This window comes from Rhodoferax ferrireducens T118 (assembly GCF_000013605.1).
Lineage (GTDB): Bacteria > Pseudomonadota > Gammaproteobacteria > Burkholderiales > Burkholderiaceae_C > Rhodoferax > Rhodoferax ferrireducens.
Genome location: NC_007908.1, coordinates 4,302,792 through 4,324,607 on the forward strand (window position 1 = coordinate 4,302,792; position 21,816 = coordinate 4,324,607).

19 protein-coding genes are annotated in these 21,816 nt (G+C 62.4%); 3 read left to right on the plus strand and 16 right to left on the minus strand.

Annotated elements, in window-relative coordinates; translation table 11 throughout:
- Position 1: 1 nt before the first annotated feature.
- From RFER_RS19570 to def, 8 genes are all read right to left on the minus strand, one after another.
- The gene (locus RFER_RS19570) at positions 2 to 418 is read right to left on the minus strand and encodes an archease (protein ID WP_011466115.1); all 417 of its coding nucleotides are present in this window, start codon (positions 416 to 418) and stop codon (positions 2 to 4) included.
- 93 nt (positions 419 to 511) lie between these two features.
- Positions 512 to 982 (minus strand): hydrogenase maturation protease, encoded by a 471-nt coding sequence (locus RFER_RS19575; RefSeq protein WP_011466116.1) that lies wholly within the window; start codon positions 980 to 982, stop codon positions 512 to 514.
- Positions 979 to 2,502 carry a Ni/Fe hydrogenase subunit alpha gene (locus RFER_RS19580; RefSeq protein WP_011466117.1) on the minus strand — a complete coding sequence of 508 codons (1,524 nt, stop codon included), beginning with the start codon at positions 2,500 to 2,502 and terminating at the stop codon, positions 979 to 981. The genes RFER_RS19575 and RFER_RS19580 overlap by 4 nt, the downstream gene beginning before the upstream one ends.
- Positions 2,503 to 2,522: 20 nt before the next feature.
- Positions 2,523 to 3,074 (minus strand): NADP oxidoreductase, encoded by a 552-nt coding sequence (locus RFER_RS19585; protein WP_041792926.1) that lies wholly within the window; start codon positions 3,072 to 3,074, stop codon positions 2,523 to 2,525.
- A gap of 11 nt (positions 3,075 to 3,085) precedes the next feature.
- Positions 3,086 to 3,808 (minus strand): 2Fe-2S iron-sulfur cluster-binding protein, encoded by a 723-nt coding sequence (locus RFER_RS19590; RefSeq protein ID WP_011466119.1) that lies wholly within the window; start codon positions 3,806 to 3,808, stop codon positions 3,086 to 3,088.
- Positions 3,805 to 5,616, minus strand: a complete 1,812-nt coding sequence (locus tag RFER_RS19595; protein WP_011466120.1) for an NAD(P)H-dependent oxidoreductase subunit E — start codon at positions 5,614 to 5,616, stop codon at positions 3,805 to 3,807. The genes RFER_RS19590 and RFER_RS19595 overlap by 4 nt, the downstream gene beginning before the upstream one ends.
- A gap of 51 nt (positions 5,617 to 5,667) precedes the next feature.
- Complete coding sequence (fmt, locus tag RFER_RS19600; RefSeq protein ID WP_011466121.1) at positions 5,668 to 6,639, minus strand: methionyl-tRNA formyltransferase; 972 nt, start codon at positions 6,637 to 6,639, stop codon at positions 5,668 to 5,670.
- Positions 6,636 to 7,145: a peptide deformylase gene (gene def / locus RFER_RS19605; RefSeq protein ID WP_011466122.1), complete on the minus strand. Its 510-nt coding sequence runs from the start codon at positions 7,143 to 7,145 to the stop codon at positions 6,636 to 6,638. The genes fmt and def overlap by 4 nt, the downstream gene beginning before the upstream one ends.
- Before the next feature lie 299 nt (positions 7,146 to 7,444).
- Here def and RFER_RS19610 point away from each other — a divergent pair, with 299 nt between their 5' ends.
- From RFER_RS19610 to RFER_RS19620, 3 genes are all read left to right on the plus strand, one after another.
- Positions 7,445 to 8,674 carry a LysM peptidoglycan-binding domain-containing protein gene (locus tag RFER_RS19610; RefSeq protein ID WP_011466123.1) on the plus strand — a complete coding sequence of 410 codons (1,230 nt, stop codon included), beginning with the start codon at positions 7,445 to 7,447 and terminating at the stop codon, positions 8,672 to 8,674.
- Between the two features lie 43 nt (positions 8,675 to 8,717).
- On the plus strand, positions 8,718 to 9,947 hold the full coding sequence (dprA, locus tag RFER_RS19615) for a DNA-processing protein DprA (RefSeq protein ID WP_011466124.1): 1,230 nt from the start codon (positions 8,718 to 8,720) through the stop codon (positions 9,945 to 9,947).
- Positions 9,948 to 10,034: 87 nt separating this feature from the next.
- Entirely contained in the window at positions 10,035 to 10,547 is a 513-nt protein-coding gene (locus RFER_RS19620) for a DUF494 family protein (RefSeq protein ID WP_011466125.1), read from the plus strand.
- Here RFER_RS19620 and RFER_RS19625 read toward each other — a convergent pair.
- From RFER_RS19625 to RFER_RS19660, 8 genes are all read right to left on the minus strand, one after another.
- Positions 10,544 to 12,916: a DUF1631 family protein gene (locus RFER_RS19625; RefSeq protein ID WP_011466126.1), complete on the minus strand. Its 2,373-nt coding sequence runs from the start codon at positions 12,914 to 12,916 to the stop codon at positions 10,544 to 10,546. The two genes, RFER_RS19620 and RFER_RS19625, sit on opposite strands and share 4 nt — an antisense overlap.
- Positions 12,917 to 13,000: 84 nt before the next feature.
- Positions 13,001 to 13,954, minus strand: a complete 954-nt coding sequence (gene secF, locus RFER_RS19630; RefSeq protein WP_011466127.1) for a protein translocase subunit SecF — start codon at positions 13,952 to 13,954, stop codon at positions 13,001 to 13,003.
- Between the two features lie 23 nt (positions 13,955 to 13,977).
- On the minus strand, positions 13,978 to 15,858 hold the full coding sequence (gene secD / locus RFER_RS19635; protein WP_011466128.1) for a protein translocase subunit SecD: 1,881 nt from the start codon (positions 15,856 to 15,858) through the stop codon (positions 13,978 to 13,980).
- A gap of 30 nt (positions 15,859 to 15,888) precedes the next feature.
- Positions 15,889 to 16,218, minus strand: coding sequence for a preprotein translocase subunit YajC (yajC, locus tag RFER_RS19640; RefSeq protein WP_041791009.1), 330 nt, complete (start codon positions 16,216 to 16,218; stop codon positions 15,889 to 15,891).
- 74 nt (positions 16,219 to 16,292) lie between these two features.
- The gene (locus RFER_RS19645) at positions 16,293 to 19,949 is read right to left on the minus strand and encodes an indolepyruvate ferredoxin oxidoreductase family protein (RefSeq protein WP_011466130.1); all 3,657 of its coding nucleotides are present in this window, start codon (positions 19,947 to 19,949) and stop codon (positions 16,293 to 16,295) included.
- A 190-nt stretch (positions 19,950 to 20,139) separates the two neighbouring features.
- Positions 20,140 to 20,760, minus strand: coding sequence for a PAQR family membrane homeostasis protein TrhA (gene trhA / locus RFER_RS19650; RefSeq protein ID WP_011466131.1), 621 nt, complete (start codon positions 20,758 to 20,760; stop codon positions 20,140 to 20,142).
- Positions 20,761 to 21,025: 265 nt separating this feature from the next.
- Positions 21,026 to 21,349: an EthD family reductase gene (locus RFER_RS19655; protein WP_011466132.1), complete on the minus strand. Its 324-nt coding sequence runs from the start codon at positions 21,347 to 21,349 to the stop codon at positions 21,026 to 21,028.
- Between the two features lie 92 nt (positions 21,350 to 21,441).
- Entirely contained in the window at positions 21,442 to 21,795 is a 354-nt protein-coding gene (locus RFER_RS19660) for a MerR family transcriptional regulator (RefSeq protein WP_011466133.1), read from the minus strand.
- Positions 21,796 to 21,816: the final 21 nt, after the last annotated feature.

Sequence of the window (21,816 nt, forward strand, 5' to 3'; positions counted from 1 at the left end):
CTCAGACATCGACCACGGTTTGCGCCAGCCAGCCACCATCGACGGGTGCCACGCGCAAGGCGGTGTAAGTGGCGCCCTTGACCTCCACCGCCGGCTGATGGCGCTGCACCGAGGTGGGCTCGCCCATCGCCTGCGCGTCCAGGTGCGTGCCATGGAGATCGACATGAAAGCGGCCAAACAGCATGCGCCGCACCGCCATCTCGTACACCAGCGCATTGAGCCAGCCGGCGAGCAGCAACTCGTCGTCCGGCGCCTCGCAAGTGATGTGCACGGCCTCGACTGCAGCCACCTGCTGCGGGTCGGTGATCACGGCCGTCAGCGCCAGCGCGGCCTGCTCAAAGGCGCCGGCCTTGGTGGCACCGATGCCGCGCACGCCGATGTCGGCGCCATGCTCGAAGTGTTCCCAGTGGTTGTACATTGCTTTTGTGCCCGGGGCATGCGGTGCACGCCTCACGGGTTCTCTTATCCGCCGCTGTGGCAGCTGCGCGTTTGACAAACCGCAAACGCGCTGTCATTGGTCGGCATCAAGCCAGTCCGTCGCCCATGCCAGCGCCGCCGCCAGATGCGCCAGCGCCGCCGGGCTGGGCGGCGCGCCGAGCTCGAAACACTCGCCACGAATCGCCAGCAGGGTGCAGGACGGCGGCGCCTCGCCGCGCAGATCAAAAAACACCTGCATCAGCGCCTGCGGGCTCAAGGCGTGGGTCGTAAAGCTGATGTCCCGCGCGGCTTGCAGTTGCGTCAGCTCGAACGGCGCAGGACAACTCAGACTGGCATCGACAAACAACACACGTTGCCTGCCCACCAGATCGAGCGCGTGTTCAATCTGCAACTGGTAGTCGTCGAGGTAGTCCACGGCGGTGGCAGGCGCGGCCAGGGCACGCAGGCGCTCAATGCACAAAGGTCCCAGCGCGTCGTCGCCGCGACTCAGATTGCCCCAACCGAACACCAGCAGCGGCGCCACCGGCGCGGGCGTTGCCGTCATACCGATACGCTTGGCACAGTACCCAGGTCATGGCGGAACTCACCGCTGTGCGACTTGAGGACACGGTCGATCAGCGCGCCGTCAAACCCGAGCAGCGTCACCTCCAGCGGCATCCGACCCAGCGCATGGGTGGCACACGACAGACAGGGGTCGTAAGCGCGGATGGCGACCTCGATATGATTGAGCAGGCCTTCGGTCAACTCGCGCCCATCCAGGTACTCGCGTGCCACCGATCGCACGGCTTCGTTCATGGCCTGGTTGTTGTGGGTGGTGGCGACGATCAGGTTGCACATCGTCACCAGATCATCGTCGCCAACCTCGTAATGGTGGAACAACGTACCGCGCGGCGCCTCGATCACCCCGACGCCGCCGCGTTGGCGCGGCCCGCTGGCGATCAGCTCGCCGCCCAGAATGTCGGGGTCATCCAGCAGACCCTGGATGACCTCGACGCAATGCAGCATCTCCACCATGCGCGCCCAGTGGTAGGCCAGCGTGGCCTGGATCGGCTCGCCCCGGCCCCAGGCGATGAAGTCCAGGCGCTCACGTTCAGCCAGCGGACTGGGGATGAAGTCGCAGTTTTGCAGCCGTGCCAGCGGCCCAACCCGGTACCAGCCCAACTCCGGCCCCAGGCTTTTGAGGAACGGGAACTTCATGTAGGTCCAGGGCTTGACCTCTTCCTCGATCAAGCCCAGATAGTCCTGGTCGCTGGCGCCATCGAACAGGATGGCACCCGCCGTGTCGCGCGCCCGCAGCACGCCGTCGTACAGGTCCAGCGCGCCATCCATCCTGACCAGCGACAGCAGGTTGGAGCGAAAGCTGCCAAAACTATCGTACAGCGCCGGGTTCTGCGCATGTAATTGTTTGGCAATCAAAACGGCTTCTTGCGCCCAGGCGATCATTTGCGCCACATCGCGTTGCAGCAGGGCCCGGTCTTGCGGGCTGACGTGCTTGTTGACGCCGCCCGGCACCGAGCCGCTGCCATGCACGCGCTTGCCCGCGGTGGCGCGGATCAACTCCTGGCCGAACTTGCGCAGCAGCACACCTTTGCGGGCGATGTCGGGATGGGCCTGCGCCACGCCGACGATGTTGCGCCGGTTCACCTCGGAGTCAAAACCAAACAGCAGGTCGGGCGCGGCCAGGTAGAAGAAGTGCAAGGCGTGCGACTGCATCACCTGGCCGTAATGCATCAAGCGGCGGATCTTGTCAGCCGTCGGCGTGACCGGCAAGGCGCCGACCACCCGGTCGAACGCTTTGGACGCCGCCAGGTGGTGCGACACCGGGCAGATGCCGCACAGCCGCTGCACCATCACCGGCACCTCCCAGTAAGGTCGGCCCTGAATGAATTGCTCGAAGCCGCGGAACTCGACGATGTGCAGGCGGACCTGCTGCACGCGGTGGTTCGCGTCGAGCAGCAAGGTGACCTTGCCATGGCCTTCGACCCGTGACACCGGGTCGATGGCGACCCGGCGCAGGCCTTGGGCGACGGCGTCAGGGGCAGCGGTTTCGAGTGAGGTGCTCATGTTCGGTCACATTCAGTCGGTCAGTCATAGTGGATCAGGCCGTGCCCCAGGTGCGGCGTGCGCCCGGCCATCAGGTCGCTCAAGAAGTGCCAGAACGCGTCAGCGGAGGGCGGGCAACCGGGCAGGGAGTAGTCCACATGCACCACCTCGCGGATCGGGTGCACTTTGTTCAGCAGCAGCGGCAGTTCGGGGTCGTTGGGGATGGCGCCGCCCGCGCTCAGGCCCGGCCGGCTGCGGTAGACCTCGGTCAGCAACTGGCCCAAATCGAGATGATTGCGCTGCGCAGGCAAACCGCCGGTAATGGCGCAGGCGCCGACTGCCACCAGCGTTTTGCAGTGCGCGCGGAACTCACGCAGCACCTGCACGTTTTCGGCATTGCACAGGCCGCCTTCGATCAGGCCGATGTCACACGCCCCGACCTGCTTGATGTCGGTCAGCGGCGAGCGGTCGAACTCGATGTGCTCGATCAGATCGAACAGGCGCTCGTCAATATCCAGAAAAGACATGTGGCAGCCAAAACAGCCGGCCAGCGACACGGTGGCGACCTTGAGCTTGCGCGGGGTTGGGGACATCGCGGGCGCCATCATGTGGCATCACCTTCGCGCTGCTGCGACACCGGCTTCAAATCGAAACGCCGCTGGCCGATCGGGATCACAAAGCCACGCCGCTTGGGCAGGATCACGCCCACCGGGCAGATGTGGGCCGCGCGGTCATCCAGGCTCATCGCGGTGTCGCCCAACTGGCCGCTGGCGCTGTTGACCAGCAGGTGGGTGCCCATGCCATGGCCGCCGATGGCAAAGATGTTTTTGCCATCGGCCTCGCGGCTGGCGCGCACGCACAACTCGCACAAAATGCAGCGGTTGAAGTCAAGCAGGATGTCGGGGTGGCTGGCGTCCACCGGGCGGTTGGGGTAGAACTCCTCAAAATGCGGCCCTTCCATGCCCATCTGGTAGGCGGTGGCCTGCAGCAGGCAATTGCCGCTTTTCTCGCAACTGGGGCAAAAGTGGTTGCCCTCAACGAACAACATCTGCAGCAGCGTCTTGCGCTGGCGGTTCATCTCGGGCGTATTGCTTTCGACCTCCAGCCCGGCCGCCGCTTGCACGGTGCAGGCGGCACCGACGCGGCCGTTCACCTTGACGCTGCAGATCCGGCACGAGCCATGCGCCGCAAAGTCCGGGTGCCAGCACAGGTGCGGGATGTAGCGCCCGGCGCGCGTGGCGGCCTGCAAAATGGTCTCCCCGGACGCAAACGGCAGGTCGTCGCCGTCGAGCGAGAAGCTCTGGGTGGGACTCACGTCATCCGTCATGTGCGGTTCTCCAGATGCGCGGCGGCGTCGTCGCGGCCGGTCATGCGCCGGGCAATCGACAGCTCGGCGTCGAGGTCAAAACCCGGCTCGAAATCGAGCGACTGCAAGCGTTGCTCGTAGGCCGGGCGAAACTTCAGCACCGTATCGCGCAAGGGGTTGCAGGCGCTCGCCCCCAGGCCGCAATGGGTGGTGCTGTGCAGCAAGCGATCCAACTCGAACAGCACATCAAGGTCGTCGCGCGAGCCATGGCCGCCCGCGAGCTTGTCCATGCGCTTGACCAGCAAGGCGGTGCCGACCCGGCACGGGGTGCAGAAGCCACAACTCTCGTGGGCAAAAAAATGCGCAAAACCGCGTGCCACCTCGAACATGTCACGCGAGCGGTCAAACACCATGAAGGCGCCCGCCGTCGGCACGTCTTCAAACGCGATGCGGCGCTCAAACTCGTCCGCCGCCAGGCACACGCCGGACGGCCCGCCGACCTGCACCGCCTGCGTGTCGCGTGCGCCGCAGTCCGCCAGCAGGCGGCTCACCGGCGTGCCCAAGGGGTATTCGTACAGGCCCGGGCGCGCGCAGTCGCCCGACACCGAGTGAATCTTGGTGCCGGTCGATTTGGGCGTGCCGATGCCGGCCCAGAGCGCGCCGCCGTGCTGCGCGATGTGCGCCACGGCGCAAAAAGTTTCCACGTTGTTGACCAGGGTCGGATGCCCCAGGTAGCCGTGCTCGGCCGGGAATGGCGGGCGGATGCGCGGCGTGCCGCGCTTGCCTTCGAGCGACTCGATCAGCGCCGACTCCTCGCCGCAGACGTAGGCGCCAGCGCCGACGTGAATGGCGATGTCGAAATCGAAACCGGCCTGCCCCAGGATGTGGGTGCCCAGCAGCTGCTCCGCGCGCCTGCGCTGCAAAACGGCCTGCAGGGGCTCCAGCAGGAAGCGGTATTCGCCGCGCAGGTAAAGAAAGCCGCGGCGCGCGCCCAGCACGTGGGCGGCGACGGTCATACCCTCGAACACCGCGTCAGCCTGACGGCTCAGCAGCACGCGGTCCTTGAAGGTGCCGGGTTCACCTTCGTCGGCGTTGCACACCACGATGTGCTCCGTGCCGGGGGCCTGGCGGCACAGCTCCCATTTGAGGCCGGTGGCAAAACCGGCGCCGCCGCGCCCGCGCAAATTGGAGCGCTTGATCTCGGCCAGCGTCGCGTCAGCACCACGCGCCAGCGACTGAGTCAACGCAGCCCCCGGCGCACAAGGCGCGCCGAGCAGCACATCGGCCCGTCGGATGTTGTCCTGCACCTCAAACCACGCGGCGGGCCATTGCGGCACCGGCACGCGCGCGCGGATCAGCTCGGCCATGTGCGCCACCCGGGCAGGGTCCAGGCGAGTGAGCACCTGATGGTGGTTGATCAGCAAGGCCGGCCCCTGATCGCACAGCCCGGTGCAGGAGGTCCGCTCCACGCTGACCAGGCCATCAAAACTGAGCTGACCGGGTACGACCCCCAGGCGCTGGCACAGGTCGGCCAGCAGTGCCTCGCTGCCCAGCAGGCGGTCGGTCACGTTGTCGCTGAACAGCACGCGGTAGGCACCAACCGGCCGGGTGTGCAAGAAGCGATAGAAACCAGCCACCCCTTGCACCTGCGCCAGCGTCAAACCGAGTTCGCTGGCAACCTGGCCCAGGGCGTCAGGCGCCAGCCAGCCTTGCAGGGCCTGCAGTTCGCGCAGAATCTGCAGCAAGGCATGTGGGTCAGGCGGGTAGCGCGCCAGCAGGCGCTGCAACTCGGGTGCTGCGGCCAGGGAGGATTGGCGGTTCGGGCACATGGCTTGAATTTAAACGAACACCGTCTGAAGTCAAGCTGGCCTTGGGCGGCGCTAGCTGCCGTGCCTCTCAAAAACCATGCCGGGCTGCAGGTCAAACCCGCGCAGAAACTCGGCCACGCCCAAGCGCTTACCGCCGGGGCGCTGCAGCTGTGTGATGTTGACTATTGATTTCATAGCAACTACTTCAATTCCGACGGGGGCTACAGCCAGAATTGATCCAAATTCCTTGGAAACGGGTGGAACACCCGGTGCGACGTCTGCCAGCCATATCTTCAGCGTTTCTCCATTCAAAACCGCCGTGGCGCCGGGGAATGGATTGAAGGCACGGATGCGCTGCGCGATCACCGCAGCGGGCTGCGTCCAATCGATGGCCGCCTCGTGTTTTTCAATTTTGGGGGCGTACGTCACGCCTTGTGCGGCCTGCGCCACCGGCTGCAAACTGCCATGGACCGCCTGCGCCAGCACTTGCAACATCAACTGTGCGCCCAGCTCGGCCAGCCGGTCATGCAGGCTGCCGGTGGTGTCGCCCGCCCCGATCGGGATCGCCTGCGCCTGCAGCATGGCGCCGGTATCTAACCCGGCGTCCATTTGCATGATGGTCACGCCAGTTTGCGCGTCGCCCGCCTCGATGGCGCGGTGAATCGGTGCGGCGCCCCGCCAGCGCGGCAGCAGCGAAGCGTGAATATTGAAGCAGCCGCGGGCGGGCACATCCAGCACCCACTGCGGCAGAATCAGGCCATAGGCGGCCACCACCATGGCATCGGCCTGCGCCGCCACCAGCGCCTCCCGTGCGGCAGCCGCATCCTCAGGGTATTTGCCGTCCAGCCGCAGGCTGCGCGGCTGCGCCAGCGCCAGACCGTGATCCAGCGCGAACTGCTTGACGGCCGAGGCCTGCAGCTTCATGCCGCGCCCGGCGGGCCGGTCCGGCTGTGTCAGCACCAGCGCAATCTCGTGCCCCCCCGCGTGCAGCTGGGCCAGCGCGACGCGGGCAAATTCGGGTGTGCCGGCAAAGATCAGCCTCACTCACGCTCCTCGCGCTGGCTCTTCAGCATTTTTTTCTTGATCCGGTTGCGCTTGAGCGGCGACAGGTACTCGACAAAAACCTTGCCCTGCAGGTGGTCCATCTCGTGCTGGATGCACACGGCCAGCAGGCCTTCGGCTTCAATCAGGCGCGACTGGCCTTGGCCGTCCAGCGCCGTCACGGTGACGGCGTCAAAACGCTCGACACCGTCGTAAATACCCGGCACCGACAAACAACCCTCTTCGTTGAGGTGCGTCTCGGCGCTGCTCCAGACCAGTTGCGGGTTGATCAGCACCAGCGGCGCGTCACGTTCTTCAGAGACATCCACCACGATCAGACGCTCGTGCACATTGATCTGGGTCGCCGCCAGGCCAATGCCTTTGGCCTCGTACATGGTTTCCAGCATATCCACGATCAGGGTCTGAACGCGCACATCCACCGTTGACACCGGTTTGGCCACGGTGTGCAGTTTGGGATCGGGATAACAAAGAATTGGAAGTAATGCCATTTAATTAGTTGAGGACAGAACTGGCACGCCTTGAAATGTTGAGGACAGAGCTTGTGCGCTTCGCGTCACTTCGGTCTGTCCCGCAAACCTTCAGGCTGCCGCCTGTCCCGCAAGGTTTTGGGATATGTCGCTATTTTCGCTACTTTTGGCACTGCCGGCACACGGCCGGCCGAGGAAACGTTGCCGGATCAAGGGCTTAAGTGCAAAATCGTGCGTGACTTATCATGTTGTCCTCCAGGTTGGCCAGTCCGCCGCCTGGCGCGCCAACCGCCTGAAACACATTTGCCGTGCAGAACCCTATGACCCAAAACCTGATGCCAAAGTCCACCGCCGCCGCCAAAGTCATTGGGGTCACCCTGGCGGTGCTGACCGCCAGCTTGGCCACCGCGCCAGCTTGGGCCCAGAATTTCCCGATCACGGCAGGGCAAAAGGCGACCGCGACGCAGGTCGCGCAGGCCGGCGTGCCCTTGAGCGAACTGGCGGCCAATGCGCCCGACAGCTATACCGTCAAACGCGGCGACACGTTATGGGCCATCTCCGGCATGTTCCTGAAAAGCGCCTGGCGCTGGCCCGAATTGTGGGGCATGAATTTGGCTGACATCCGCAACCCCCATCGGATTTACCCGGGGCAAACGCTGTATCTGGAGCGCCAGGGCGGGCGCGCCACCCTGCGCACTCGCCAGTCTGGCGCCGATGCGGCGGCGCTGACGACCGTGCGCCTGTCGCCACGCACCCGAATTGAACAGCTGGCGGACGACGCCCTGCCGACGCTCAAAAGCCACTTGATCGAACCGTTTCTGGCCGAGCCGGTGATCGTGGACGAGAACGGCCTGGCCCTGGCGCCGCGCATTGTGGCGGCGCAGGAGGGCCGTGTGTTGCTGACCCGGGGTGACCGGGCCTACGCGCGCGGCCAGGGTGACGCGGTGCTGATCGATGAACCGACGCAAAAGCAGAAAGCGTACCGGGTGTTTCGCAATGCCACGCCATTGAAAGACCCGGTCACCGCTGAAGTTCTGGGCTATGAGGCGCAGTACGTGGGCAAGGCGCTGCTGGTGCGCGGCGAATCCACCCAGGCCTCGGTTGACAAGGATGGCAAACCCCGCACCGACATCATCCCGGCCACGCTTGACATTGTGGCGGCCAAGGAAGAGATGCGCGTTGGCGACCGGCTGCTGCCCGAGCCACCGCAACAGTTGTTGAGCTACGTGCCGCACGCACCCCAGGGGCCAGTCAACGCCCGCATTGTCTCGGTCTATGGCAGCGCGGTGGTCAACGCAGCGCAGAACCAGGTCGTGGCGATCAATCTGGGCACGCGCGACGGCATCGAAAGCGGGCACGTCCTGGCGATCCTGAAAGACGGTGCGCGCCTGATCGACAAGACCGATGCGGCGCGCCCCGAGCTGAAGTTGCCCGATGAACGCAATGGTCTGCTGATGGTGTTTCGCCCCTTCGAGAAACTCTCGTATGCGCTGGTGCTCGACATCACGGATGGCGTCAAAGTCGGCGACCGGCTGGTCAACCCGCGCTGAGGCCGCCTGACACCCCGTTGACGCCAGCACCCCCAAGGTTTCAGTGGAACGCGACGAACTGGCCGCCTGGCTGCGCCTGACGCTCAGCAGCGGCGTCGGCAATGAAGCTGCCCGCAAATTGCTGGTGGCGTTTGGCTTGCCCGCAAAGGTGTTTGAGCAGTCGTCATCGACGCTGCAGCAGGTGGTGAGCGCCCGGCAGGCGACGGCCCTGCGCGCCGAGCCGCCTGAATTGGCGCCACTGCTGGAGCAGACCTGGGCCTGGCTGCGGGACACCGGTGTCGGTAGTGGCCGGCGCCAAATCGTGGTGCTGGGGGATGCCAACTACCCGCAATCCCTGCTCAACATCGAGGACCCGCCCCTGATGCTGTACCTGCTGGGGGCTGGTGAATTTATGTCAAATCAGGCTGTAGCCACCGCCAACAAAGGGCAAGCAGCTACTACTTCAGTAGTAAACAAGCTGGCCTTGCGTCTGGCCAACAGCATTGCCGTGGTCGGCAGCCGTAACCCGACCCCCCAAGGCGCGGTCAACGCGCGCCAGTTTGCCAAGGCGCTGGGGCTGGCGGGCTTGACCGTGGTCAGCGGACTGGCCCTGGGGGTGGACGGCGCGGCCCACGAGGGTGCGCTCGACAGTCTGGCGCCGGGTTCCGACCGGCTCGCCACGGTGGCCGTGGTCGGCACCGGGCTGGACCGGGTCTACCCCAAAAGACACCTGGCGCTGGCGCACCGCATCGCCCAAAACGGCTTGCTCATCAGCGAGTACCCCTTGGGCACGCCGCCGCTGCCTGCCAATTTTCCCAAGCGCAACCGTCTGATTGCCGGGCTGGCGCAGGCCACGCTGGTGATCGAGGCCGCCCTGAAGTCCGGCTCCCTGATCACCGCGCGACTCAGCGCCGAACAGGGAAAAGATGTTTTTGCCATTCCCGGCTCGATTCATTCCACGCAGGCGCGCGGTTGCCACGCGCTCATCAAGCAAGGCGCCAAGCTGGTGGAATCGGCGCAGGACGTGCTGGAGGAGATGAGAATCGACAGCGGCTTGACACATGCTCTCGATTCGATAGCTGTTGACGCCTGTTCCACGGGGGCTACAGGCTCATTTGGCACTCAAGCGGTGTTGCTCGATGCGATCGGCTTCGACCCCGTCGGGCTGGACGCCTTGCAGGCGCGCTGCGGCATCGACACCGCCGGCCTGCAAGCGCAGTTGATGACGCTCGAACTCGACGGTCTGCTGGTGCGCCTGCCCGGCGGCCTGTTCCAGCGCATGAGCCGGGGATAGACGCCCGCGCGACGAGCCGGGGGGCCAGGTCTGATTTGACGGTCAACTTGTCGCTTAAGCGATCCGCCTTCGGGCTATATTGCACCCATGTTTGAAGTCCTTGTTTTCGTTTACGAGAATTATTGGCATGGCGAGTCCTGCCCTGAACCGGCTGATCTGCAGCCAAAGCTCAGCGCCGTCGGCTTTGATGCCGAGGAAATTCAGGATGCCTTGACCTGGTTGCATGACCTGAGTCTGGCGGCGCGCGAGCAGTCGGTGGCGACAGCGCCAGCCGGCGCGGGCCACAGCACCCAAGAAGCGTCAAGAACAGATGCCCTTGCCCAGTCGCCGCACAGCCTGCGCGTGTACACGGCGGCCGAGCAGAATCACCTGGGTGCGCCCTGTCTGGGCTTTGTCACTTTTCTCGAAAACGCGGGCGCGCTGCCAGGCCCTCTGCGCGAGATCGTGCTGGAGCGCGCCATGGCAGCACCCGCCTACCCCTTGGCGCTGGAAGACTTCAAGGTCATTGTGCTCATGGTGTTCTGGCGTCTGGGGCTGGAGCCCGACGCGCTGATACTCGACGAGTTGTGTGACGACGGCGCCAGCCGGGTGGCCCATTAACCGAGCAGCCGCTCCGGATTGGCTTCGAGCTTGCCCAAGGCATCGCGCGTGGCGCGCACGGTGAGTGTTTCTTCTTCTTGCGGCAGCAGCAGACCCGCCTGCAGGTAGGCTGCCAGGCGCCCGGTCTGCATCAGGTAACAGTGCCCGGTGGTCGAAGCAAACAGGTGCAGGTGTTTGCGATCGCTGCGCCAGGCGAACTGCACCTGAGCGAGCTGACCGTTGTGGTCGAGCGAAAACCAGGCCCCCACCTGCAGTTCCTGCGCCCACGCCAGCATCGCCGCACTGGGCTGGGAGCCGCCGTCAGTCACCACGTCCATCGCTGAGGCGTCGATACCCAACATCATTTCAATACTGTGGGCGTCCAGCGGCAGATCGCCCAGGCCGTCGTCGGTGACGAAGTTTTCGAGGTGGGCCAAGTGTTCGGCCATGGCCGCAATCTGCTCGCTCCCAATTGCCTGGGTCTTGGACAGGAACGCATCGGCCAGAGTGTCGCTGACGGTCTGAATATGGCGCTGCTGCTCGGACGGTGCCACGCCCAGCAGCGTCATGCCGGCGCGCAATTTCTGCAGCAATTGCGGCAAATCCGCGATCACGCGGGCGCGGTCGTTGCGGTTGGGCTTGGCGCTGGCGGCCCAAAGGAGATCGGTGGCGGTTTTTTTGAACGCGAGCGTGTCGGCGTGCTGCGGGCCTTTGCGCACCGCCGCCACCGCCAGCACCTCGGCCCAGACCTTGAACAAAAACTCACGAATCTCGTCGCGCACCGGCATGTCTTTGAGCATGTTGCGCATCTCGATCGTGTACTGGATCGTGAGCGTCTCCTTCTGCTCCACCTGCTGCGCCACGCTAACCGCTTTTTGGGTTGACGCGCGTCCAGTCAGGAATTTGGCCAGGAACTTCTGAAACTCGTCATACACCAGTTGGTACACCCGGCGTCCGGTCTCGGGGTACTGCTCAATCACCTGCACTACCCGCTTGATCTCGGTCTCCAGCGCACTGCCGCTGATGCCGCTGGCGTCAAAACCCATGACACACGACCCCATGCGGTCAATCAACTCGCGCGCCGGATGAGTCAGGGTGCCAAAAAAATCCGGCTCGGCCAGCGCCAGCCGCAGCACCGGCATTTGCAGGCGCGCGAACCAGACCCGAATGCTGGGCGGAATGCGTTCCTCCTGCAAGATGGCCTGGAACATCAGGGCCACGATTTCAATAATGGCCTTTTCGCTCTTGGTTTCGGCCTTGTTCTTGAGATCGGTGGTTGTGCGCCGCAGCTCACCCGCCACCCTGACCACCGCCGCCGGACTGTCCTCGTCGAGCACCGTGCCGGCGCCGGAATAAACGCCCGCCGGCTGGGAACGCATCGCAATCGCCGCTGCCAGTGCGGGCGACGGCGGCTCATAGTGCGTGGCTTCAAAATCGCCCGCACCCGAGCCCAGCAACAAGCGCTTGAGTTGGCCCAGCACACCCTGCGCCCGACTGCGTGCCCGCGCCAGCGGTGTGCTGGACGTCAGCATGCGGGTCTCCTCGGACGCGCTGCCAAAAAACCCGGCTGATTGCGACCTGGCGTGACCCGATGGCGCGCCGCCGCTGACATGACCACGCTCACTGCCGCCACCCGTGTCAGAGCCCGCCTGCGCCGCCCGGCGGCTGGCGCCACCCTCAGGCGCGCCGCGACCGGACACCGGCGATGGCATGGGCGACGGACCGCTGCGGGGCGCAGCGGACGGGATGCGTCTGACGCGATCTTTCAATTCAATCGTCGGCAACACCCCTTGCCTGATCAACAAGGCGTTAGCGTTCGCATAAGCCTGGTTGATTCGCTGCGTCAACAGCGTGCTCGCCACCTCGTTCACCAGGGGCCAGGCCTCGCGGGGCATGCCAGCCAGGGTCCACTGTTCGATCATCAACAGCAGCAACACTTCCGGGCGGAAAATATCGTGGTCCTGCAGGTCTTGCGCGCCCTCCAGCAGCTTGATGCGCACACGCAGATCATTCAGCTCGGCGCTGACGTTTTCCATCACGCTCAAGACCAGGCGGGAGGCCATGATCTTGTCCTCAACCACGTCGGTACCAACCAGCTCCAGATCACCGTCGGGCGCCCTCTTTGGCGCAGCCGCCGGTGCCTTCAAGGCTGCCTGCCAGGCCGTCAGGGTACCTTCAACCCAGCCCGTCTGGCAGCTCTGGTAAAGCGTCCAGGCGTCGCGCCGGTTTTGCATGTCACGCGAAGGCGCAGCCTCGTTCATCAACTCGGTCAGCCGCTGCCGCGCCACCACACCCAACTCCACCATGGCGCGACCCGCCTCCGCCAGAAAACGCTTGCGCGTCTCTTGGGCGAGCAGGATGCGTTGCGCCATGGAGGCCTGGGTGGACATGCTTTGATTCTAGTCAGACCAAAACAACGGCGTCGGCACGGAACGATCCGTCACGGCCCGGATGGGCCTGGGCACACGGTTTGATCAAACGGTGGCGCCAGCGTTGGGGTCATTCGGGTCTTCTTCCTTTTTGGCCCCACCCTTGATCAGGTCTTCGCGCTGGATGCCCAGCCACATGGCAATGGCGGCCGCCACAAAAACCGAAGAGTAAATGCCAAACAAAATGCCAATGGTCAGGGCCAGGGCAAAATAATGCAGCGTGGCGCCCCCGAACAACAACATGGACAACACCATCATCTGGGTTGATCCGTGTGTGATGATGGTCCGGCTGATGGTCGAGGTAATGGCGCTGTCGATGATCTGCATCGTGTTCATCTTGCGATAGCGCCGGAAATTCTCGCGAATCCGGTCAAAAATCACCACCGACTCGTTGACCGAATAACCCAGCACCGCCAGCACGGCGGCCAGCACCGGAAGTGAGAACTCCCACTGGAAAAACGCAAAAAACCCGAGGATGATGACAACGTCGTGCAAATTGGCGATGATCGCCGCCACCGCGAATTTCCATTCAAACCGGATTGACAGGTACAGCATGATGCCGACCACCACGGAGGCCAGCGCCTTCAGGCCGTCAGCAGCGAGTTCGTCGCCCACCTGCGGACCCACAAATTCGGTGCGGCGCATGACCGCGGACGCATCCGCCGCCTTGAGTGCGGCCATCACCTGCACACTCTGCTGGGCAGAAGTGACGCCTTTTTGCACCGGTAGACGGATCAGTACATCACGCGCGGTGCCAAAGTTTTGCACCTGGACATCGTTCAAACCGAGCTTGGCCACCGTGCTGCGAACCAGGTTCAAGTCAGCCGGCTGCGTGTAGGTCACCTCCATCAAGGTGCCACCGGTGAACTCCACCGACAGATGCAGACCGCGGCTGAACAAAAAGAAAACCGCTGCCAGAAAGGTAACGAGCGACACCACGTTAAAAATGATGGCATGCCGCATGAACGGAATGTCGCGTTTGATTTTGAAAAATTCCATGAATATCTCGCTGTAGTTCGCGCTTATTTCGGGGCTACCGGCGCATCGGGTTCAGGGCGCCAGATGGTCCCAATGGACACCGTCTTGAGCTTGTTTTGCCGGCCGTACCACAAATTGACCAGGCCTCTGGAAAAGAACACGCCGGAGAACATGCTGGTCAGAATGCCAAGAACGTGCACCACCGCAAAGCCACGCACCGGACCGGAACCGAACGTCAACAAGGCCAGCCCGACAATCAAGGTGGTGACATTGGAATCCAAAATCGTGGCCCAGGCCCGGTCATAGCCAGCGTGGATGGCGGCCTGCGCCGAGGCGCCATTGCGCAACTCTTCGCGCACCCGCTCGTTGATCAGCACGTTGGCATCAATCGCCATGCCGATCACCAGCGCCATCGCGGCCATGCCCGGTAGCGTCAAGGTGGCCTGCAGCATCGACAGCACCGCCACCAGCAGCAGCAGATTGACGGCCAGCGAGATACTCGAAAACAGGCCAAACAGCACGTAGTAGACGCACATGAAGACCGTGACCGCCGCAAAGCCGTAGGTGACGCTGTTAAAGCCCTTGGCAATATTCTCCGCACCCAGACTTGGGCCAATGGTGGTTTCTTCGATGATTTCCATCGGTGCGGCCAGTGAGCCGGCGCGCAGCAGCAAGGCCGTGTCGGTGGCTTCCATCGCGGTCATGCGGCCCGAGATCTGCACCCGTCCGCCGCCAATCTCCGAGCGAATCACGGGCGCGGTGACCACTTCGCCCTTGCCCTTCTCGAACAGCAAAATCGCCATGCGCTTGCCGACACTTTCACGCGTGACATCGCGAAAGATCCGCGCGCCCTTGGCGTCCAGCGTCAGGTTGACCACGGCTTCTTGCGTCTGGCTGTCAAAACCGGGCTGGGCATCGGTCAAGTTCTCACCGGTCAAAATCACCTGTTTTTTCACGATCACGGGCTGGCCACTGCGTTCCAGGAAGCGCTCGGACCCAAACGGTACCGCCGCCGTACCACCCTCGGCCGCCCGCGCTTCACTGCTTTCATCCACCATGCGCACTTCGAGGGTGGCGGTGCGCCCCAGAATATCTTTCGCCTTGGCGGTGTCCTGCACACCCGGCAACTCCACCACAATCCGGTCCAAGCCCTGCTGCTGGATGACCGGTTCAGACACACCCAGCTCATTGATACGGTTGTGCAAGGTGGTGATGTTCTGCTTGAGCGCTTGGGTCTGCACCCGTAGCGCCGCCACGGGCTTGATGGAGGCCGTCAGTTTGTAATCGGTGCCGTCCAGCGCGTCCACCGATTGCAGGTCGGCAAATTGATCCAGCAGGATCTCTTTGGCCGCTTCAAGCGTTTGCGCATCGCGAAAACGCACTTCGATGGTCTGGCCGTTGCGGTTGATGCCGCTGTGGCGAACATTTTTCTCGCGCAGGCTGGTTCGAATGTCACCGGTCAACGATTCAGCTTTTTTAGTCAGCGCCGCTTGCATGTCCACCTGCAACATGAAGTGCACGCCGCCCCGCAAATCCAGCCCCAGATACATGGGAAAGGCGCGCAAAGCGGTCAGCCAGGTCGGGGAGCGCGACAGCAAATTAAGCGCCACTATGTAGTTGGGGTTGGCCGGGTCAGGAATCAAGGCTTTTTGAATCGCATCCTTGGCCTTGAGTTGGGTCTCAGTGTTGCCAAAGCGCGCTTTGACCGAGTTGCCGTCCAGCGTCACCACATCAGCGGCCAGGCCTGCGGTCTGCAAGACTGCTTCGACTTGCACTTTTGTGCTGCTGTCGACCTTGACGCCCACCTTGACCGCCGACACCTGCACCGCCGGGGCTTCACCAAAAAAATTGGGCAGGGTGTACACGACCCCCACCACCAGCGCGATCAAGATGATCACGTACTTCCAGACTGGGTAACGATTCATGATCGCGCTTCTCGATGTTGTAACTGCTGCTTACTTGATACTGCCCTTGGGCAAGACCAGCACCACGGCACTGCGCTGAATTTGAACTTCAACGTTGGGCGCCACTTCCAGCGTCAAATAACCCTCGCCCAGCTTGCTGACCTTGCCCAGCATGCCCCCGACGGTGGCAACTTCGTCGCCCTTGGCCAGGGCCTCGATCATGGCGCGATGTTCCTTTTGTTTTTTCATCTGCGGGCGGATCATGACGAAATACAAAACCACGAACATCAGCACCAGCGGCAGCATGCTCATGAGTGAAGATTGCATATCGCCGCCAGCGGCGGCAGGGGCGGTTTGGGCGAAGGCAGAAGAAATAAACACGGGTAACTCCAAAATCGTTGGTTAAAAAAACAAGATGCACCGCAGTTTTTCACGCCGATTGGTGTAAAAAAGAGTCAACCGGGCATTGTATGCGGGGCCACGAAGCCCCGAAACCGGGTCATCAACTCTTGCCAATTTTGACGCGCCGCGCTCAGATGGCGCGCCTTGATGTGTCCAAACCCCCGGATCTGCTCCGGAATACGGGCAATGTCCAGTGCCAGCTGGTAATGCGTCTGCTCGCCTTCACCCGACTGCCCCCCTGACTGGTTGCGGCCCAGCACGTCAAGCAACTCATTGATGCTGGCCTGGTACTCGGTGATCAGGGCGCGCTCCTGGCGACGCTCCTCGGTCTTGCCAAAAATATCCAGCGCCGTGCCGCGCAGGCCCTTGAACTGAGCCAGCACCTTGAAGGCCAGCAACGTGGCGGGGCCGTAGGGCCGCTTTTGCAACTCGCCGCGCGTATTCTTTTTGGCCAGCAAGGGGGGCGCCAAGTGGTAGTGAATCTTGAAATCACCTTCAAACAAGGCGGCTATCCTGGCGTTGAAATCGCTGTGGCTATGCAAACGCGCCACCTCATACTCATCTTTGTAGGCCATCAACTTGAACAGGTAGCGCGCCACCGCCTCGCTCAGAGCCAGGCTCCTGGGGCCGACCGACTCATCCACACTTTTCACCTTCTGCACAAAGGATTTGTAGCGTTCAGCGTAAGCGCCATTCTGGTACGCCGTCAGAAACACAACCCGTTTGGCAATCAACTCATCGAGTGAACTGCGCTTGGCAAGAGTCACCACTTGCCCCGGGTTGAGCAGCTCGTCAACCGCAGCAGGATCGTGCGCCGCGCGGCGGCCCCATGTAAACGCGGTCTTGTTTTGCTCGACCGCCACCGCATTGAGCTCGATGGCGCGCAGCAGCGAGGCTTGCTGCAGCGGAATCCACCCCTTTTGCCAGGCAAAGCCGAGCAGCATCGGGTTGGTGTAAATGCTGTCGCCCATCAGACGGGTGGCCGCGAGCTCCGTGTTGAATGCGGCCACCGCATCGAGTCCCACTGTTTTGACGATGTCGCTGACGCAGGCCTCGGCCGGGTTTTGCCAGTTGGCGTTTTTGACAAAAGCGGCCGTTGGCGTGGCGTGGGAGTTCAGCGCCACCTGCGTGCGCCCCCTGAGCATGCGCAGCAGGGTTTCCGTGCTGGCCGCCACAACGGGGTCGCAGCCGATGATGAGGTCGGCCCCCGCCATGCCCACGCGCGTGGTGCGGATGGCGTCTTGTGAGGCGCCGATCAGCACGTGGCTCCAGGTGGCGCCGCCTTTTTGCGCCAGGCCGCCCGCATCTTGCGTCACGATGCCCTTGCCCTCCAGATGCGCCGCCATGCCCAGCAACTGGCCAATGGTGATGACGCCGGTGCCGCCGACACCGGCGACGACAATGCCCCACACCTGGCTTTGCTGGCCGATCGTCGAAGCCATCGTCGGCTCCGGCAACGCGCCCCATGCCGCATCAAACGGTGACGGTCCCTGGCCCTTTGATTTCTTTCTGAGCTGACCGCCCTCTACCGTGACAAAACTCGGGCAAAACCCCTTGACGCACGAATAGTCCTTGTTGCAAGTACTTTGGTTAATCTGGCGCTTGCGGCCAAACTCGGTCTCCAGCGGCTCCACGCTCAGACAGTTGCTCTGCACGCCGCAGTCGCCACAACCCTCACACACCAATTCATTGATGACAACCCGTTTGGCCGGATCGACCAGACTGCCACGCTTGCGCCGGCGCCGTTTTTCGGTGGCACAGGTCTGGTCATAGATGATGACAGTGGTGCCCTTGATTTCCCGGAACTCGCGCTGGAGGCGATCGAGTTCGTCGCGGTGTTCAACGGCAATGCCCTCGGGCAAGCCGGTGATGTGGGCGTACTTGTCCGGTTCGTCCGTCACCACCACTATTTTGATAGCACCTTCGGCCCGCATGCTCTGGGCAATCTGCACCACGGAGTGTCCTTCCGGGCGCTCGCCAATTTGCTGGCCACCGGTCATGGCAACCGCGTCGTTGTACAAAATCTTGTAGGTGATGTTCACGCCCGCCGCGATAGCCTGGCGAATCGCCATCAGCCCGCTGTGAAAGTAGGTGCCATCGCCCAGGTTGGCAAACACGTGCTGTTCGGTGCTGAAGGGCTGCTGGCCGACCCAGGGCACACCCTCGCCACCCATCTGGGTAAAGCCCACGGTGGCACGGTCCATCCAGATCGCCATGAAGTGGCAGCCAATGCCGGCCATGGCACGCGAGCCCTCGGGGACTTTGGTCGAGGTGTTGTGCGGGCAGCCGGAGCAGAACCAGGGTTGGCGCTCGGCCCCCTTGACGCTGCTCACTTCAAGCATCTGCATGGCCTGCTCCTTGGCCTGCAGAATAGCCAGTCGGGCGTCGATGCGCGCCGTCGTGTCGGCGTCCAGGCCCATTTTCTTCAAGCGCTGGGCGATGGCCCGGGCAATGAGGGCGGGCGACAAGTCGGCATTGGCGCGCAACAGCGTATTGGCACTCGGGTTCGGCATCGACCACTCGCCACCGCTGCCATAGTGGGAGCCTGCCGAGCCGCTGTCAACCTCGTTGAACTTGCCCAGCACGGTGGGCCGAACGTCAGCACGCCAGTTGTACAGCTCTTCCTTCAGCTGGTACTCAATGATCTGGCGCTTTTCTTCCACCACCAGAATTTCCTGCAGGCCGGTGGCAAATTCGCGCGTCAGCTGGGCTTCCAGCGGCCACACCACGCCGACCTTGTGCAAACGGATGCCCAAACGCTGGCAGGTCGCATCGTCCAGCCCCAGATCGAGCAAAGCCTGGCGCGTGTCGTTGAAGGCCTTGCCGCTGGCAATCAGGCCAAAACGGTCATTCGGGCCCTCGATCACGTTGTAGTTGAGCCGGTTGGCCCGGACATAGGCCAGCGCCGCGTACCACTTGAAGTCAAACAGGCGCGCCTCCTGCGCCAGGGCTGCATCGGGCCAGCGAATGTGCACACCGCCCGGCGGCATCTCGAAATCGGTCGGAATTTTGATCCGCACCCGGTTCGGATCAATGATCACGGTAGCGCTGGATTCGACGACCTCCTGAATCGTCTTCATGCCGGCCCAGACCCCGGAAAAACGACTCAGGGCAAAGGCATGCAGACCCAGATCGAGAATCTCCTGCACGCTGGCCGGAAAAAACACCGGCGTACCGCAGGCCTTGAAAATATGGTCGCTCTGGTGCGCTGCGGTCGAGCTTTTCGAGATGTGGTCGTCGCCCGCCACGGCGATCACGCCGCCCCACGGCGTGGTGCCCGCCATATTGGCGTGCTTGAAGACGTCGCCACAGCGGTCCACGCCCGGGCCCTTGCCGTACCAGATGCCAAACACACCATCAAACTTGTTGGAGCCGGGCGGTGCGAAACCGAGCTGCTGGGTGCCCCACAAGGCGGTGGCGGCCAGTTCTTCATTAACACCAGGCTGGAAAACGATGCTCTTCGCCTTGAGGTGTTTCTCCGCCTTGACCAGTGCCTGGTCGTAATTGCCCAGCGGCGAACCGCGGTAGCCGCTGATAAACCCAGCCGTGTTTTTGCCAAGCAGTTGGTCACGCGCCTGCTGCAACATCGGCAGTTTGACCAGGGCTTGCACGCCACTCATGAAGGCACGACCTTTGTCCAGCGCATATTTGTCGTCCAGCGTGGCACTGGCCAGCGCTTGGGGTAGAAGGTCGGGCAATGAGGCGTTCATGGTTGGCGGGTCTCCAGGCGTGCAGGGTCAACGCGGCGCGGTCAGTGCGCGCTGCGGGGTCACCGACTGCAAGTCGGAGGCCTCTTTGAAGCGGGAAAGTGTAGGGCAGAGACATTAAACAGCCAAGTCCGTCGCGTCGGATGGCCTCTGGCTGATGTCTGAATCCAGCTGAAATGAACTGAAACGCCGCTCACGCCACATACAGCAAGATGCAAATGAAATGGCAGAAGCTGCCCCCCAGCACAAACAGGTGCCAAATGCCGTGGTAATGGCGGCGGCGGTCACCATACACGTAGAAGTAGATGCCCAGGCTGTACACGATGCCTCCCGCCACCAGCCAAACCAGACCGGCCAGTGGCATGACGTGTGTCAATGGCTTGATGGCGATGACCACCAGCCAACCCATCAGCAGGTACAACAGCATTGACAGACGACGCGTGTGGCGACCCAGCGTCAGCTCCTGGGCAATACCAAATAACGCCAGCCCCCAACTCAAACCCAGCAGCGTCCAGCCCCAAGGTCCGCGCAGGGTGACCAGCGCGACCGGCGTATAGGTGCCGGCAATCAGCAGGTAGATGGCGTTGTGGTCGATTTTTTGCAAAATCGCCTTGGCGCGCTGATGCTGGATGCTGTGGTAAATGGTTGAGAAACAATACAGCAGCACGAGCGTCGTGCCATAGATGCTGAAACTCACCACCTTCCACGGATCGCCTTGCATGACTGCCACCGTGACCAGAATGGACAGGCCAGAGATGGAGAATGCCGAGCCAATCAGGTGACTGACACTGTTGAATTTTTCGCCGTCGTACACAAAACGTCCTTAAGCCGGGAGATGACACGGTCCATGCTGGAGGGTGTAGTTTGCGCCGCTTTGACGGGCGCCGCAGCGGCGTGATTGGCCACTGAGCTAATCGTGGACATTCAGGAGCCGTCATCGGCGCCAATGCCGATGACGCTCACGGCGTCAATAAGAACAGTCGTTCATAGCCGGCGTCTGATGTCCGGATAAATGCCGACAGCCAGAAATGGCGGGGACTTTCATGAACCAGCCGATGTGTCACGTGATAAGGCAATAACTACCGAGAAATCAACACTTCATTGACCTGAATAACCGGCTCAATGTCTGTGTAGTTTTGCATGTCATTCTGGAGTATCGCCGCGTGTGGTGTGAATGCAGCCATGAAGCTTTCAACTGCATCGAAATGGTAGTGACACATGGCGACATAGGTCGCCTCTGTACCAGGAGTTGCGCCTCCAAGTCCGTGTTCCACCGAAACACCTTTAAAGCCGGTGTGAGTGCCAAGCAGGTCGATAGCCATTGGCATATGTGTTTGACTGTAATAGCTCAGATCGAATCGTGAGCCCTTGCTGTTCGGATACAAAATGCTGATTTTTACCATCGCTGCCTCGTAGTTGGAAAAGGTGATACCTGGATCATCAGCCTTGTCCCTAGGGGCAGAGTCAAGCTATCAGCGCAACTCGCTCCTGATTTCTATTCGGAAATCCGATTGAGCTCTTCATGAAGCGCCATCAGTTGCTGGTCTTGCGACATGATCTTGTCCATGTCATTGCGCAATTTTTCCCGTTTCCTGGCAATCAGAAGGTTCGCTTCCTCTATGGAAAGCTGATTGGTTTTAGCTTTAAGTGCAACCAGGGGTTTCAATTCGGCAAGGCTGAAACCGACAGCCTGAGCACGCCGGATCATATGCACCAGCGACACGTCTTTCAACGAGTAAACGCGGTACTGGCCCTGTCGGCTGGGAACGGGAATAAGACCCATCGCCTCATACAAGCGAATCGCCTTTGGTGTTGCCCCGCTCAATTTGGCGAGCTTTCCGATGTACATCAGGCGTACCCAACGATCTTC